The organism is Duganella sp. CF458, assembly GCF_900113115.1.
GTDB lineage: Bacteria > Pseudomonadota > Gammaproteobacteria > Burkholderiales > Burkholderiaceae_D > Rugamonas.
In genome coordinates, this window is the sequence record NZ_FOOF01000023.1 from 34719 (window position 1) to 50505 (window position 15787).

A 15787-nucleotide genomic window follows, 5' to 3' on the forward strand; every position below is an offset into this window, starting at 1 on the left:
ACGAACTCGGCTTTAGTGGGATTAGAAGCGCTCGTAGCCTTGGAGGTAGCGCCATTCGCCGGGCTGCAGGCCGGCCATGGAAATGCGGCCGATGCGTTGACGCTTGACGGCGGTGGCCTCCAGGCCAACGTCGGCGCATAGCTTGGCGACCAGGGCTGGCTTGGGCGGCTTCACAGCGAAACGCAGGCGGTGCTCGTTTTGCCAACTTACTTTGCCGGCGCCTTGATTGAGCAGCGTGAGGCCGTTGTCGGCAATCTCGCCTTCCACATCGACGATCAATTCCTGTTCGACAGTGGCGCCTTCATCCACCAATTTGCGAGCGATGCGGAAGTCTTGCGTGAACACGAACAGGCCGCTGGCCTGCTTGTCCAGCGCCAGGCACGCCGTCAGATTGCGCAGGTGGCGCTTGAGGAAGCGGATGCGCTGGGCGTCCTTGCTGCGGGCTTCCGGCTGGAGGCAGGCCAGTGCGTCGGCGCCCGCTGGCTTGTTCAGGAGGATCGTGACTGGCGCGATGTCGAGCAGGGTTGCGTCGGGCGAGAGCACAACTTGTTGGCCGGGTGCGACGCGCGCGCCTGGTTCTTCGACAAGTTCGCCGTCAACTGTGACGTAGGCGCCTTCGATGTAGTTTTCCGCTTCGCGGCGCGAGCATGGAACCATGTCCGCCACGCGCTTGGCGAGGCGGATGGTGTTGTCTTCGTTGTTCATTATTGCTTGAAGTAGTGGGCGAAAACGGCGGCGACGTGTTCAAGGTCGGCGCGCGTTACGTCCAGGTGGGTCACAAGGCGCAATGTCGGCGCCATCGAAACGCGGATGCGTTCCGCTGCCAGCGCGGAGTTCAGGCCTTCGCAGGCTTCGCGCGGCATGGTGACGAACAGGATGTTCGTGTGCGGCACGCTGACTTGCAGCACGCCGATCTTCGCCAGTTCGGCAGCCAGCCAGCTGGCGTTGGCGTGGTCTTCGGCCAGGCGTTGGACGTTGTTCTGCAGGGCATACAGGCCCGCGGCGGCGATCACGCCGGCTTGGCGCATGCCGCCACCCAGCATTTTCCGCCAGCGCTTGCCCTGCTCGATCAGTTCCCGGCTGCCGCACAGGACGGAGCCGACCGGGGCGCCGAGGCCTTTGCTCAGGCAGACGGATACGCTGTCGAAGCCTTTCACGGCCTCTTGCAGGGTGGTGCCTTGCTTGACTGCGGCGTTGCAGACGCGCGCTCCGTCAAGGTGCGTGGCCAGGCCGCGTGCGTGCGCTAAGCGGGTGGCTTGTGCAAGGTACTGCTGCGGCAGGACTTTTCCGCCGATGGTGTTTTCCAGTGCCAGCAGCCTGGTACGGGCGAAGTGGAAGTCGTGCGGCTTGATGGCGGCTTCGATGTCTTGCAGGGCGATGCTGCCGTCGGGCTGGTTGGTGAGCGGCTGGGGCTGGATGCTGCCGAGGACCGCTGCGCCGCCACCTTCGTATTTGTAGGTGTGGGCTTCCTGGCCGACCAGGTATTCGTCTCCCCTGCCGCAGTGGGCCAACAGGGCGATCAGGTTGGTTTGCGTGCCGCTGGGTGCGAACAGGGCGGCTTCGTAACCGAAGAGTTCCGCGGCGTAGGCTTGCAGGGCGTTGACGGTCGGATCGTCGCCGTACACGTCGTCGCCCACCTGCGCGGTGAACATCGCTTCGCGCATCGCGGCGCTCGGGTGTGTAACGGTGTCGCTGCGCAGGTCGATCCAGCGCTCGCCGTCAGCGGCGAGCGGAGTCGACCCTGCGCCGGCGGGATAGCCGGTGCTCACGGCGCCACCTCGGCGTCCGAAGGCACAGCGGCGGGCGCGCCGGTGTAGAAGCGTTCGCCCATTTCGTCGAGGCCGATGGTGGACAGCACTTCCTTCAATCGCTCGGCAGGCTTTCGGCGCGGCAGGTTCTTGTACGTGGCTACGATCAGCTCATTCTTCATCGAGTGCTCCCAGCCGACGAGCTCAGTGACGGTGACCTGGTAGCCGTGCGATTCCAGTTGCAGGCAGCGCAGCACGTTGGTGATCTGGCTGCCGAATTCACGGGTGTGAATCGGGTGGCGCCACAATTCGGTCAGTACGTTCTTGCCCAGCGAGGAGCCTTTGTTCTTGCGTAGCACGGATGCGACTTCGGCCTGGCAGCATGGCACCAGCACGATGTGCTTGGCCTTCTTCTTCAGCGCGAAATCGATGGCATCGTCGGTGGCGGTATTGCAGGCGTGCAGTGCGGTGACGATGTCGATCTGCTCCGGCAGTTGGTCGGAGGTGGTCGATTCAGCCACCGACAGCGGCAGGAAGCTCATGCCAGGGAACTCGAATTTGCGCGCCAGTTCTTCGGAGCGTGCGACCAGCTCTTCGCGCGTTTCGATGCCGTAGATGTGCGAGTCGTCGCCCAGGGCCTTGAAGAACAGGTCGTAGATGATGAAGCCGAGGTAGGACTTCCCTGCCCCATGATCGACCAGCGAGACCGAGCCCTTGGCCGAACGCACGTCGTTCAGCAGCGGTTCGATGAACTGGTACAGGTGGTAGACCTGTTTCAGCTTGCGGCGGCTGTCCTGATTCAGTTTGCCGTCGCGGGTCAGGATATGCAGTTCCTGCAGCAGCGCGACCGATTGGCCGGGCTTGACCTCCGGGATGTCGGTGACGGTGGTTGGCAGCGGCGCCGGTGCCGGCCTGGCGCCGGTTGCGGCCTTACTGCGCTTCATCGATCCACGCCTGCTGGATGGCTTCCAGTACCTTTTCGCCGCCGCGCTTATGGTCGTCGTCGAAGCCGTCCAGGTCGACGATCCAGTTGTGCAGGTCGACAAAGCGCACGGTGGTCGGGTCGACGTCCGGGAACTTGTCGTACAGGGCTTCGGCAATCGCCGTGACATCACTCCATTTCAGCATGGTGCACCTCGGCTCAGTGGCCGCCTTCGCTGGCGTGGTTGATCGTGTACTTCGGAATTTCGATGACCAGGTCTTCGTCCGCCACGATGGACTGGCAGGACAGGCGCGAGCAGGCTTCCAGGCCCCAGGCTTTGTCCAGTAGGTCTTCTTCCGTGTCGGTCGCTTCGTTCAGCGAATTGAAGCCTTCACGCACCAGCACGTGGCAAGTGGTGCAGGCGCAGGATTTCTCGCAGGCGTGTTCGATGTGGATGTCGTTTTCCAGCAGGACGTCGCACACGGACTTCCCTGCTTCGGTTTCGATCACGGCGCCTTCGGGGCACAGCTTGGCATGCGGCAGGATGACGATTTGTGGCACTTCTATTCCTCAGTCAATTAAACAACCTGGTCCAGCGTCTTGCCGGCCAGTGCGCTGCGCACGCTGCGGTCCATGCGGCGCGATGCGAATTCTTCGGTGCCCTGGGCCAGGGCTTCGTAGGCGGCTTTTACCGCGTAGTGGTCGGCTTCGCCGCTGCCGGATTTCACCAGCATGTCCATGGTGGTGGCCATCAGGGCGTTGATGGCGGCGCGCTCGTCGTCGTTCAGCAGGTTGCCGTCTTCGTCCAGCGCGGACTGGGTGGCCAGCATGATGCGCTCGGCTTCCACCTGTTCTTCGCGCAAAGCGCGGGCTTTCATGTCGGCTTCCGCTTCGGTGTGCGATTCGGACAGCATGCGCGCCACGTCGTCGTCGCCCAGGCCGTACGAAGGCTTGACCGTGATCGAAGCTTCCACATTGGAGCGCAGTTCGCGCGCGGAGACCGACAGCAGGCCGTCGGCGTCCACCTGGTAGGTGATGCGGATGCGCGCAGCGCCGGCCGCCATGGGCGGGATGCCGCGCAGTTCAAAGCGGGCCAGCGAACGGCAGTCGCTGACCAGTTCGCGCTCGCCTTGCAGCACGTGCACTGCCAGCGCGGTCTGGCCATCCTTGAAGGTGGTGAATTCCTGCGCGCGGGCGCATGGGATGGTCGAGTTGCGCGGAATGATCTTCTCGACCAGGCCGCCCATGGTCTCGATGCCCAGCGACAGCGGGATCACGTCCAGCAGCAGCCAGTCGTCGCCCGCGGCGCGGTTGCCGGCCAGCAGGTTGGCCTGGATCGCCGCGCCCAGCGCCACCACCTTGTCCGGGTCGATGTTGGCGTGCGGGATGGTGTGGAAGTATTCGCCTACCGCGCGCTGCACGTGCGGCATGCGGGTGGCGCCGCCCACCATGACCACGCCGTCGATATCGTCGGCGTCGAGGCTGGCGTCGCGCAGGGCCTTCTTCACCGCGTTCATGGTCTTGGCAACCAGGTGCTTGGTGATGTCGGCGAAAATTTCAGGGGTGATGCGCTGGTGGACTTCTTCGCCCGAGCGCAGCATGGCGTCGATGGTTACTTCCGGCTTGGTCGACAGCAGCTCTTTCGCTTCGCGCGCTTTCACCATCAGGGTGGCGGTGTCTTCGTCGGACAACGGCGCGAGCTTTTCCTGCTCATGCACCCAGCAGAACAGGCGGTGGTCGAAGTCGTCGCCGCCCAGCGCGGAGTCGCCGCCGGTAGCCAGCACTTCAAACACGCCTTTGGACAGCTTCAGGATCGAGATGTCGAAAGTGCCGCCGCCCAGGTCGTACACGGCGAAGATGCCTTCGGAGCCGTTATCCAGGCCATAGGCGATTGCCGCGGCAGTCGGTTCGGACAGCAGGCGCAGAACGTTGATGCCGGCCAGTTGCGCCGCATCCTTGGTGGCCTGGCGCTGCGCTTCATCGAAGTATGCCGGCACGGTGATCACGGCGCCGACCAGGTCGTCGCCCAGCGAGTCTTCCGCGCGCTGGCGCAGGGTGGCCAGGATCTGGGCCGAGACTTCCACCGGCGATTTGACGCCGGCCACGGTCTTCAGCTGCACCATGCCGGGCGCATCGACGAAATCGTACGGCAGGTTCTCGGCGTAGGCGATGTCCTTCAGGCCGCGGCCCATGAAACGCTTGACCGAAACGATGGTGTTCTTCGGGTCGGTGGTCTGGTGGGCTTGCGCCTTGTAGCCGATGTTGGCATGGCCGTTCGGCAGGTAACGCACCACGGACGGCAGCAACGGGTGGCCTTCCTCGTCGTTCAGCACTTCAGGAATGCTGCTGCGGACGGTCGCGACCAGCGAATTGGTGGTGCCGAGGTCGATACCCACTGCCAGGCGGTGCTGGTGCGGGGCAGTCGACATGCCCGGTTCGGAAATCTGCAAAAGTGCCATTTATCTATTTCACGCCTTAGAAGGCTCTGTAGTACTCAAAAGACCATTTACAAACTGGTCAACATCAGAAGTCTTATGACAGACAGCGTCCAACAGATGTTTTGTCTGTCGAGAGGCAGGAAACTCAAATACAACATCTCCACCATCATCCAACAAGGCAAGAACTGCGCGCTCCCGCCAGCCGGGCCTTTCGTCACGCCCAGTCAACGCCGAGAAACTCATCACTGCCGTTACACCAAGCCCTGGCAAATGGTAATAACGCTCACGATACAACGCCAACCGCCGCCCTTGATACTCTGTTTCATAAAAGGCAGGGTATTGCGACTCCGTACCTTTAACGAGAGTCTCTGGGGCCGTCTCTTTTGACCACGCCAACTCGCCATTATGAGTCATTTCGAAGATCTTAAAGACTGCCTGATCGTACTTGTTTTCACTCATTTGTTACTCCAAGTAGCGTCATCCAACTCATTTTCCAACGTGCGAACCAAGCCGCTCGCTTTCCCAAATATATCGAGAATCGCTTCCCGCGATGGCGAAGGCGCCCCAGCAAAATGAACAATCCAGACTTGCCAGAATCGTGGTTCAATTCCACCGCGACGCATTGCTGCGATCAAACTTTCTGCCGCCTCGTTCGCATCCCCCCGGGTTCTTCGCCGTGCAGACTTAGTATCGGCCCAAAGGTGATTCAGCGCCTCAGTTAACTGGGTTTGATACGCTTCCGGTTCGCCCAACCAGGCATTCAGCACCACCAGTGAGCCATCGATCTTTTCCATTAACCCGGGAATCGTGGCGCGGAACAGGTATCGCTTTTCGATTGCCTTCAGCTTCCAGACTGCGAAAAACGAAGCACCTGCACCAACAATCTTAAATACTTCTGCAACCAACTTAAGCTTTTCGCCGTGTTGGAGCCAAAAGGCATCCAAATTGGGCAACAAAGCGCCAAACAATTGGCTGTCGGGCATCAAGCCTCCTCGATGATGGCAAACGTATGCTCTACCTCTTCCTTAAATTTCTCGATGAACATCATGGCGCGCACACCTTGCGCGACGGCGTGATAGTCACCGGCGTTGCAATGCTGTTCGATCTCCGCCAACTGGCCCTTGCGGGCGGCGCGCAACTGGCGGTCCAGCTTGTCGAGCAGATCGCCATCCTTGCCGGCGCGCGCTTCGGACAGCTCTTCACGCCACTCCATCTGCTGCATCAGGAATTCCATCGGCATGGCCGTGTTGGATTCCATCTTCAAATCGACGCCATTCAGCTCGCACAGGTATTGCGCGCGCTTCTGCGGATTCTTCAGGGTCTGGTAAGCCTCGTTGGAACGGGTCGACCACTGCATGGCAACGCGCTTTTCGGCATCGGTGGCATTGACGAACTTGTCGGGATGGACGCGGCTCTGGACTTCGCGGTAGGCGGCGTCCAGGGCGCCCGTATCGACGGCGAACTGCTGGGGAAGCTGGAAGAGTTCGAAGTGGTTCTGCACGATATTAAATGCGGAAGCTTTCGCCGCAGCCGCATGCATCCTTCTCGTTCGGGTTGTTGAACTTGAAGCCTTCGTTCAAGCCTTCGCGCGCGAAGTCCAGCTCGGTGCCGTCGATGTACGGCAGGCTTTTCGGGTCAACGAAGACCTTCACGCCGAACGACTCGAAGACGGAATCTTCCGCCGTCACTTCGTCCACGTATTCCAGCTTGTAGGCCAGACCGGAGCAGCCGGTCGTGCGTACGCCAAAGCGCAGGCCAATGCCCTTTCCGCGACGCTCGATGTAGCGGTTGATATGCTTGGCTGCTTTTTCGGTCAGGGTGATTGCCATTACTTCCTCCGAGCGCTGATTAGGCGCCGTGTTTTGCCTTGTAGTCGTTCACAGCCGCCTTGATGGCGTCTTCAGCCAGGATGGAGCAGTGGATCTTCACTGGCGGCAGGGCCAGTTCTTCCGCGATCTGGGTGTTCTTGATGGCCAGCGCTTCATCCAGCGACTTGCCCTTCACCCATTCGGTCACCAGCGAGCTGGAGGCGATTGCCGAGCCGCAGCCGTAGGTCTTGAACTTTGCGTCTTCGATCTTGCCGTCCGCGCCGACCTTGATCTGCAGCTTCATCACGTCGCCGCAAGCAGGCGCGCCGACCATGCCGGTACCGACCGTCTCGTCGCCCTTTTCAAAGGAACCGACGTTGCGCGGGTTTTCGTAGTGGTCGAGGACTTTTTCCGAGTATGCCATTTTGATGCTCCTGTAATCTAAGAATTCTGCTGTGCGCTTAGTGCGCCGCCCACTGGATGGTGGAGAGGTCCACGCCATCCTTGTACATTTCCCACAGCGGGGACAGTTCGCGCAGCTTGCCCACTTTGCCTTTCAGCAGTTCGACGGCGAAGTCGACGTCTTTTTCGGTGGTGAAGCGGCCGATGGTGAAACGGATCGAGCTGTGCGCCAGTTCGTCGCTGCGGCCCAGGGCACGCAGCACGTAGGACGGCTCCAGCGAAGCCGAGGTGCAGGCCGAACCGGACGATACGGCCAGGTCTTTCACGGCCATGATCAGGGACTCGCCTTCCACGAAGTTGAAGCTCACGTTCAGGTTGTGCGGCACGCGGTGGTCCATGTCGCCGTTGACGTAGGTTTCCTCGATTTCCTGCAGGCCGGTCGCCAGGCGGTCGCGCAGGGCGCGGATGCGGGCGATTTCGGACTCCATTTCCTCCTTGGCCAGGCGGAACGCTTCGCCCATCGCCACGATCTGGTGGGTTGGCAGGGTGCCGGAGCGCAGGCCGCGCTCGTGGCCGCCGCCGTGCATCTGCGCTTCGATACGCACGCGCGGCTTGCGGCAGACGTACAGGGCGCCCACGCCTTTCGGGCCGTAGGTCTTGTGCGCGGTGAAGGTCATCAGGTCGACTTTCAGCTCTTGCAGGTCGATCGCCACCTTGCCGGTCGCTTGCGCGGCGTCGCAGTGGAAGATGATGCCTTTCTTGCGGCAGAAGGCGGCGATTTCCTTGATCGGCTGGATCACGCCGATTTCATTGTTGACCATCATGACCGAGATCAGGATGGTGTCCGGACGCACGGCCGCTTCCAGTTGTTCGATGGTGATCAGGCCATTGTCCTGGGTATCCAGGTAGGTGGCGTCGAAGCCCTGGCGCTCCAGCTCACGCACGGTGTCCAGCACGGATTTGTGCTCGGTTTTCACGGTGATGATGTGCTTGCCCTTGGACTTGTAGAAGTTGGCCGCGCCTTTCAGGGCAAGGTTGTTCGATTCGGTGGCGCCGGAGGTCCAGATGATTTCGCGCGGGTCGGCGTTGACCAGGGCGGCCACGTGGCCGCGCGCTTCTTCCACCGCTGCTTCCGCGGTCCAGCCGTACATGTGGCTGCGGGATGCCGGGTTGCCGAACTGTTCGCGCAGGTAAGGGATCATCTTGTCCGCAACGCGTGGATCGATCGGCGTGGTGGCCGAGTAGTCCATGTAAATCGGGAAGTGCGGCGCGGTCTTGAATTCTACCGGTGCTACCTGGGCGACGTTCTTTTCGGGGGCGTTCATCTAAATTACTCCAATTCGGTTAACCGAGGGCTGCTTGGTTGCTGTTGCGGTGCACATGGACTGGCTGCTCTGCCGCGGCTTTGGCTTTTTGCTGGTCCACCAGGTCCTGCAGCGACACGGAATCCAGGTAGTCGACCATCTTTTCATTCAGGGTGGCCCACAGTTCGTGGGTCATGCAGCGGGCGCCGTTGGCGTGGTCGGCGCCGTGGCAATTCTCCTTGCCGCCGCACTGGGTTGCATCGAGCGGTTCGTCAACAGCAATAATGATGTCGGCGACGGTCACCTTGTCTGCCTTGCGGGCCAGGCTGTAGCCGCCGCCAGGGCCGCGGATCGATTCCACGATTTCGTGGCGGCGCAGCTTGCCGAACAATTGTTCGAGATAAGACAGGGAAATCGACTGGCGCTGGCTGATTCCGGAAAGCGTTACCGGACCCTTGCCCTGGCGCATGGCCAGGTCAATCATCGCAGTCACTGCAAAACGGCCTTTGGTAGTCAGACGCATCACAACCTCGGTTCAACTCAGTTAAAATATCGTTCTGTTCTCGCAAATCAAAACCCGATTACTTGAACGATTTAGTCAAGTATACCAGACTTGCGCAGACCTTGCCGGACGCGCCTCTTGCTGTCCGAGGGGCAATTCGCGCCGGCGCGGCTACCCCGCTCAGCGCCTCAGCAGCCCCATCGGGCCAAACAGCGCCTGCATTTCCTTATTGGCAATAAACGACAGGTTGTAGGGATGTTCGGCGGCGATCTGCGGCAGCGCCTGCACGCTCGGCAACTTGTTCAGTTGCTCGGCGATTTTCCCCCACAGAATCAAGGTTGGCTGCTGGATGGCCAGCGACTGCATGACTGTTGCAAAGAATGGCAGCCAGGCCTTGGCGTCTTTCACGGGAGCAACATGCGCGCGGAACACCAGCGAGGCGTTCAGCAGCAGGAAGCCATGGCGGTGCAGGCGCTCCTGCATTTCGGCCAGGGTCTGGATGGCGGCGCCCGATTTGGCGCGGGTCGAGCAGGCAGCCAGCGCTTCACCGGCGGTATTCGACTCTTCCAGCTGGCCGTCGGCGACCAGCAGCATTTTCATGAAGTTGCGCAGCGACGTGGCCTTGTTGACCGGCTTGGACAGGCCGCCGCCCGCTTGTTCCGACCACAGGCCCTGCACGGCGCCGTCCATGAAGCACACGCCCGTTGCGCTCTCTGCGCGCGGATAAGGCCCCTCCCCCACCAGCACATAGCGCACCTGGTCCAGCGGCTGCTGGAAGGCGGCGAACAAGCGCAATTCGGTCGGCAGGTAGCTGTCGGCCGCCAGTTCAGGCAAGTAGGACGGGTTGGCCGCCGCCATCGCCTGCAGGCCGCGCTCCAGGATCGGGCGCCACGAAGGGTGGGCGCGGTCGAGCGCTTGCAGGATAGGGCTGGGAATCGTCATGGCGGCTGTCGGCGATAGGCAAAGGCGAGATTGTATCGCCGCCAGCCGGCGCGGTCTATGGCTGGCAGGTGATCGCGCCTGCGCTCCATGCCGCTACTCCGCCAGGGAATCCGAATGCTTCAGCTTGACGTTGGCGGCACGCAGCTTGCGATACAGGAAGGCTACGGCCAACAAGGCGGCCGCCGCCAGGGCAGCGGCAACCGACCAGGCCAGCCGCAACTTCGACTGGTTGCGCAACTCTTTCGAGTTTTCCCCGTTCTGGCGCAACAGTTCTTCGTCCTCGCGCTCTTTTTTCTGGATCTGGGACTGGGCCGTGCTGGCGTCCAGCGCCTTGCGCCTGGCCCGCGCATAGACCTGCAGGGCCAGTTCTTTCAGGCCCACGTATTCCAGCGCCCGCGCATATTCGGACAGCGCGTCGGCATCCATCATCTCGATGTTGACCGCCTCGATCGCTTCGCGCCCCACGTCCAGCTGGCCCAGGTAGATCAGGGCGATCCCCTCGTTAAACTGCGAAATTTCCGCCATTTCGGTGTTGCCGGTGGCCAGGGCCGCTTTCTTCGACTCCTGGCTGAGCGCCAGCGCTTCCCTGTAATCCTGGCTTTTCAGGCTCATGTCGGCCAGGGTGACCTGCAACTCGGGCACATCTTCGTCCATGCGATGCTTCTGGAGCCATGCCACCACATCGTTCAGGGCATCCCGCGCGCGCGCAACCTGGCCCGCGCTTTCGGCGATTTCCCACTCGGCATAACGGGCGCGGATCATCGGGCCGTCGAGCGGGATCAGTGCGGCCTTGGCCTTCAACACGTCGATCGACTTGAGCGCTTCCTGGCTGCCGCCGGCCAGGCCATTCAATGCATACGCCCTGGCGCGCAAGGCCATGAACTGGGCGAGGGGCTGGCCCGACTTGTCGGCCAGCGCCACGGCACGGTCGATGTACTCGAGTCCCTTGCGGCCATTGCCCTGCCGGATTTCGTCCTGGCCGACCGTGAGTATCACTTTGGCCTGCAGCGCAAAGTCGCTGGTCTGGTCGGCCAGCTGGCGCGCCATTTCCAGGTTTTTGCTGGCCGCTTCCCTATCGTCGAGGGCGGAAAACAGGTAGGAACGGTCGAGCAAGCTGTTGGCGATGATCGACTCGTCATCCAACTGACGGCCGATGCGCTCTTCCTCTGCCACCGCCTGCAGCGACGCGGCACGGTCCGCGCTCCGGGTTACCTTGCTGAGTACCGAGAAATAGGTCGCCTGGTCGCGCTGCGGCCACTGCCCCACTTGCGGTTTCAGCTTCTGCAGTTCGGCCAGGGTGCCACCGGTGGCCAGGTAGGAAAACTCGCGCAATTGCTCCAGGCGGGCCGACACATCCTGCCCCCAGGCCGGCGCCTGGAACAGCATGGCGGCCAGGAGAGGCATGCCGAGCATGCGCGGAATATTGCAAAACATACAGCTTTCGATTTGATAGTAAGTAAAGATATTTTACTGCCCAGCAAACAAATCGTGGGCATTCAAGATGGCGAAAGCGATTTCGGGGTGACGATCCAGGCATTTCCGTATCGCCGCGGGTACAGATTGGCGCGTCTTGCGGCATAGGCCGGGCCGGTCGCCCAGCTCGATCTGGAAGCCGCGCACCGTGCGCACTTCATTCGGGCCGGGGGTGATACGCACCGAAACGCCCAACTGCTCTTGCAGCCGCTGGCCAACGCGCATCAGCTCAGCATAGGTGGAAATGGCCTCGATGCGCTCGAGCAGGCGCTTCTCTTCTTCCTTGGTCAGAAGCAGCACGCGCAAGTCGGCCTGCGGGTCCTCCAGCAGCGACTCGCGCTGGCAGTCGCAGGCGCCCGGCGGGCACTCCTTGCGGATGGGGAAAGGCGGCATCGTCATCGCCCCAGTATCCGTTGCTTGCATCGTGCTGTCAAACGCGGCCGGGGCGCTTTACAGAGGACTCTTGTGTGCGCCGTTGAAGTTTCGTACAGTGCAGAATTGCTAAAAATTACAGTTCGAGAAATATGTGACTACCAAACCGGAAGGCCTGCAATTCCTTGCTTCTCCAGGTTCGCTAGGCCGGCAGATTGCGGCCTTCGACTGGTCTTCCACGCCGCTTGGCCCGCTCGCTGATTGGCCGCAGAGCCTGCGCACCACCGTCAACCTGATGCTCAACTCGAGCCACCCGATCTGGATCGGCTGGGGCCCGCACGCCACCTTTCTCTACAACGACGCCTACATCGACGTGCTGGGCGCGGCCAAGCACCCGTGGGCGCTGGGCCGGCCGGCGCAGGAAGTCTGGGCCGAGATCTGGCATTTTTGCGGCCCGCTGGCAGACAAGGTGTTCCAGCGCGCCGAACCAAGCTATGTCGACGCGGTCCAACTGTTCATGAGCCGCGGCGACTGGGTGGAGGAAGTCTGGTACTCCTTCTCGTATAGCCCGATCTTCAACGAAGCCGGCGCCGTGGGCGGCCTGTTCTGCCCTTCCACCGACACCACCGATACGCGCCTGAACGCGCGCCGCCTGGCCGCGCTGTCGACCCTGTCGGCCAGCGCCCTGCGCGAGCCGGACGTGGCCAGCGCCTGTGCCACCGCCATGCACACCATCGCCGGGAATCCGGCGGACATCCCGTTCGCCCTGCTGTTCAAGCGGGTGGGCGACACGATGCGCCTGCAGCAAACCGCGCACGTGGCGGAGCAGGCTTGCGAGCTGGCGCTGTGGCCGGTCGACGCGGTGCTGGAAAGCGGCGAACCGGTGACGTTTGCGACCGCCGGCATGCCCGGCCTGCCGCGCGGCCTGGCCGGGCAAGAGGTAAGGGTGGCGCTGGCCTTGCCGATCACCGACGGCGTACTGGTGCTGGGCACCAGTCCGGTGCGCCAGCTCGATGCCGAATACCGCACCTTCTGCGAGCTGGTGGCGGGACAGCTGTCAGCTGCGGTGCAGAACGCCAGCGCCGCGGCCGAGCAGCGCCAGCGCGCCGAAGCGCTGGCGGAGCTGGACCGGGCCAAGACCGCCTTCTTCAGCAACGTGAGCCATGAGTTCCGCACCCCGCTGACGCTGATGCTCGGTCCCATCGAAGAGGCATTGAACGACAGCGCCAGCCGCCTGCCTGCCGCGCATCACGAGCGCTTGCGGCTGGCCCAGCGCAATGCCTTGCGCCTGCAAAAGCTGGTCAACACCTTGCTCGATTTCTCGCGCGTGCAGGCCGGGCGCATGCAGGCCAGTTACGCCCAGGTCGACCTGGCAGCCCTCACCCGCGACCTGGCCAGCGGCTTCCGGTCGGTAGTTGAAAGCGCGGGCCTGACCCTGGCCGTCGACTGCGAAGAGATCGATGCCCACGCCTGGGTCGATATCGCGCTGTTCGAAAAGATCGTCCTGAACCTGCTGTCCAATGCCTTCAAGTTCACTTTTGATGGCGGCATCACGGTCAGCCTGCGCCAGCAAGGCCAGGCAGCCGTGCTGGCGGTCACCGACACCGGCGTCGGCATATCGGACGATCAACAGCAGCACATCTTCGAGCGCTTCCGCCGCGTGGAAGGCGCACGCTCGCGTACCCACGAAGGTTCCGGCATCGGCCTGGCGCTGGTGCGCGACCTGGTAGAGCTGCTGCACGGCCGCATCGAACTGGCAAGCACGCTGGGCACTGGCAGCACCTTCACCATCACGCTGCCGCTGGGCCGCAGCCACCTGCGCGACGACCAGTTGTGCAACGATGGCACCGCCGACACCAGTGAAATACGCGAAGCCTTCCGGCTGGAGGCGCAGCGCTGGCTGCCGGAAGAAGACAGCGAGGAACCATTCCTCGACCTGGCCGACGACGACAGCGTGCTGACCCTGGGCGCGCGCGTGCTGGTGGTGGACGACAATGCCGACATGCGCGACTACCTGGCGCGCCTGCTGCGCCAGCGCTGGCACGTCCGCACCGCCGCCAACGGCCGCGAAGCGCTGGAAGCCATGGCGGGCGAACTGCCGGACCTGGTGGTGTCCGACGTGATGATGCCGGAGCTGGACGGCTTCGGCCTGATCGCCGCCATGCGCGCCGAGCGGGCGCTGCACGACGTGCCGGTGCTGCTGCTGTCGGCCCGCGCCGGGGAAGAGGCGCGCATCGAAGGCGTCAATGCCGGCGCCGACGACTACCTGGTCAAGCCCTTCTCCGCGCGCGAACTGTTGACGCGCGTGGACTCGCAACTGATGCGGGCCCGCATCCGCCAGGCCGAACGCGCCCATATGGCGCGCATGGCCAGCACCTTCCAGCAGGCGCCGGCCGCCATCGCCATCGTGCGCGGCCCCGACCTTGGCTTTGAACTGGCCAACGACCGTTTCGTGGAGCTGAGCTGGCGGCGCGAGCTGATTGGCTTGCCGATGCGGCGAGCCTTCCCCGAACTGGAGGGCCAGGGCATGCTGGAAGAGGTGGAATTGGCGCTGGTGAGCGGCCAGCCGGTGTCCGGCAAGGCGCGCCGCGTCATGCTGAAGCGCGAAAGCGGCCTGCAGGAATGCTTCTTCGATTACGTGCACCAGCCGGTACGCAATGCGCGCGGCGAAGTGGACCGTGTCGCCATCGTGGCCTTTGAAGTGACGGAGCTGGTGCGTGCGCGGCGCGACGCCGAACTGGCAAACCGTACCAAGGACGATTTCCTGGCCATGGTGGGGCATGAGCTGCGCAATCCGCTGTCGCCGATCCTGATCGCGCTGGAACTGATGCGGCTGAAAGGCGTTGGCGGGCTGGCGCGCGAACATGCCGCCATCGAGCGCCAGGCCCACCACCTGGTGCGGCTGGTGGACGACCTGCTGGACGTCGCGCGCATCGCGCAGGGCAAGATCGCGCTGCGGCTGGAGCGCGTCGAACTGGCGAAGCTCTTGGCGCAAGCGCTGGAAACCGTCAGCGGCCTGCTGGAAGAACGCCAGCAGGCACTGGAGCTGGAAGTGCCGGCGCAGGGCCTGGCGATCGATGCCGACCCGATGCGCTTTGTGCAGGTGCTGGTCAACCTGTTGACCAATGCGGCCAAGTATTCCAACCCGGGCGGGCAGATCCTGGTGCATGCGGCAGCCGCCCAGGGCAGCGTCGTGATCAAAGTGCGCGATACCGGCATCGGCATCGATGCCGGCATGCTGCCGCACCTGTTCGACAAATTCATGCAAGCGCCGCAATCGATCGACCGCTCGCGCGGCGGGCTGGGGCTGGGCCTGGCGATCGCCCGCAGCCTGGTGCAGCTGCACGGCGGCGAAATCGAGGCGCACAGCGGCGGCGTCGGGGCCGGCAGCGAATTCACCATCCGCGTGCCGCAGGCCAGCGAACAGGCCGGCGCGCCTGCCTTGGACGCCACGCCGGTCCGGCCGGCCGCCGTGACGCCGCGCCGCGTGCTGCTGGTGGACGACAACCAGGACGTGTTGCAAGGCTTGCGCGCCTTGCTTGAAGTCGGCGGCCATGAAGTACAGGCGGTGGGCGATCCCGCCAGCGCGCTGCGGGCCAGCGCCAGCTTCGTACCCGACCTGGCCATCCTCGACATCGGCCTGCCCGGCATGGACGGTTACGAGCTGGCCACCGAATTGCGGCGCCGGCCCGGTTTTGGCAACACGCGGCTGGTGGCCTTGTCCGGCTATGGCCAGCCGGCCGACCAGGCGCGCGCCCGCGCCGCCGGTTTCGCGGTCCATCTTGTCAAGCCAATTACACCGGCCCAGCTTTACTCCCTGCTGGTCGACTAAATGCGTCGGCAGCGTTGCAAAGCTGCCACGATAGTTGCATCAGG

General features: G+C 63.1%; 17 protein-coding genes. 1 reads left to right on the forward strand and 16 read right to left on the reverse strand.

Going from position 1 to position 15787, the window contains the following annotated elements; all coding sequences use genetic code 11:
* Positions 1-21 precede the first annotated feature (21 nt).
* The 16 genes from BM269_RS26645 to BM269_RS26720 all read right to left on the reverse strand — a co-directional run bounded on the left by BM269_RS26645 (position 22) and on the right by BM269_RS26720 (position 11938).
* Positions 22-705: an RNA pseudouridine synthase gene (locus BM269_RS26645; protein ID WP_090444785.1), complete on the reverse strand. Its 684-nt coding sequence runs from the start codon at positions 703-705 to the stop codon at positions 22-24.
* The gene (ltaE, locus tag BM269_RS26650; protein ID WP_229204815.1) at positions 705-1664 is read right to left on the reverse strand and encodes a low-specificity L-threonine aldolase; all 960 of its coding nucleotides are present in this window, start codon (positions 1662-1664) and stop codon (positions 705-707) included. The genes BM269_RS26645 and ltaE overlap by 1 nt, the downstream gene beginning before the upstream one ends.
* A gap of 101 nt (positions 1665-1765) precedes the next feature.
* Positions 1766-2692 (reverse strand): class I SAM-dependent methyltransferase, encoded by a 927-nt coding sequence (locus tag BM269_RS26655; protein WP_090444788.1) that lies wholly within the window; start codon positions 2690-2692, stop codon positions 1766-1768.
* On the reverse strand, positions 2679-2873 hold the full coding sequence (iscX, locus tag BM269_RS26660; protein WP_090444923.1) for a Fe-S cluster assembly protein IscX: 195 nt from the start codon (positions 2871-2873) through the stop codon (positions 2679-2681). Before iscX ends, BM269_RS26655 begins: the two co-directional genes overlap by 14 nt.
* A 16-nt stretch (positions 2874-2889) precedes the next feature.
* A complete protein-coding gene (gene fdx, locus BM269_RS26665; protein ID WP_090444791.1) occupies positions 2890-3231 on the reverse strand; it encodes an ISC system 2Fe-2S type ferredoxin in 342 nt (113 codons plus the stop codon).
* A gap of 17 nt (positions 3232-3248) precedes the next feature.
* Positions 3249-5129, reverse strand: coding sequence for a Fe-S protein assembly chaperone HscA (gene hscA, locus BM269_RS26670; protein WP_090444794.1), 1881 nt, complete (start codon positions 5127-5129; stop codon positions 3249-3251).
* Positions 5130-5138: 9 nt separating this feature from the next.
* Positions 5139-5567, reverse strand: a complete 429-nt coding sequence (locus BM269_RS26675) for a hypothetical protein (RefSeq protein WP_090444797.1) — start codon at positions 5565-5567, stop codon at positions 5139-5141.
* Complete coding sequence (locus tag BM269_RS26680; protein WP_090444800.1) at positions 5564-6091, reverse strand: hypothetical protein; 528 nt, start codon at positions 6089-6091, stop codon at positions 5564-5566. Before BM269_RS26680 ends, BM269_RS26675 begins: the two co-directional genes overlap by 4 nt.
* Positions 6091-6609, reverse strand: coding sequence for a Fe-S protein assembly co-chaperone HscB (hscB, locus tag BM269_RS26685; RefSeq protein WP_090444926.1), 519 nt, complete (start codon positions 6607-6609; stop codon positions 6091-6093). The genes BM269_RS26680 and hscB overlap by 1 nt, the downstream gene beginning before the upstream one ends.
* Positions 6610-6613: 4 nt before the next feature.
* On the reverse strand, positions 6614-6937 hold the full coding sequence (gene iscA, locus BM269_RS26690) for an iron-sulfur cluster assembly protein IscA (RefSeq protein ID WP_057245543.1): 324 nt from the start codon (positions 6935-6937) through the stop codon (positions 6614-6616).
* 19 nt (positions 6938-6956) lie between these two features.
* The gene (gene iscU / locus BM269_RS26695) at positions 6957-7340 is read right to left on the reverse strand and encodes a Fe-S cluster assembly scaffold IscU (protein WP_028104361.1); all 384 of its coding nucleotides are present in this window, start codon (positions 7338-7340) and stop codon (positions 6957-6959) included.
* A 37-nt stretch (positions 7341-7377) separates the two neighbouring features.
* Entirely contained in the window at positions 7378-8643 is a 1266-nt protein-coding gene (locus BM269_RS26700; RefSeq protein ID WP_090444803.1) for an IscS subfamily cysteine desulfurase, read from the reverse strand.
* A gap of 19 nt (positions 8644-8662) precedes the next feature.
* The gene (iscR, locus tag BM269_RS26705; protein WP_057259448.1) at positions 8663-9145 is read right to left on the reverse strand and encodes a Fe-S cluster assembly transcriptional regulator IscR; all 483 of its coding nucleotides are present in this window, start codon (positions 9143-9145) and stop codon (positions 8663-8665) included.
* 159 nt (positions 9146-9304) lie between these two features.
* Positions 9305-10066, reverse strand: coding sequence for a uracil-DNA glycosylase (locus tag BM269_RS26710; RefSeq protein ID WP_090444807.1), 762 nt, complete (start codon positions 10064-10066; stop codon positions 9305-9307).
* Positions 10067-10159: 93 nt separating this feature from the next.
* Positions 10160-11500: a hypothetical protein gene (locus BM269_RS26715; protein ID WP_090444811.1), complete on the reverse strand. Its 1341-nt coding sequence runs from the start codon at positions 11498-11500 to the stop codon at positions 10160-10162.
* 33 nt (positions 11501-11533) lie between these two features.
* A complete protein-coding gene (locus tag BM269_RS26720) occupies positions 11534-11938 on the reverse strand; it encodes a hypothetical protein (protein ID WP_090444814.1) in 405 nt (134 codons plus the stop codon).
* A 127-nt stretch (positions 11939-12065) separates the two neighbouring features.
* On the opposite strand from BM269_RS26720, the gene BM269_RS26725 reads away from it, so the two are divergent.
* Positions 12066-15743: an ATP-binding protein gene (locus BM269_RS26725; protein ID WP_090444817.1), complete on the forward strand. Its 3678-nt coding sequence runs from the start codon at positions 12066-12068 to the stop codon at positions 15741-15743.
* Positions 15744-15787 lie beyond the last annotated feature (44 nt).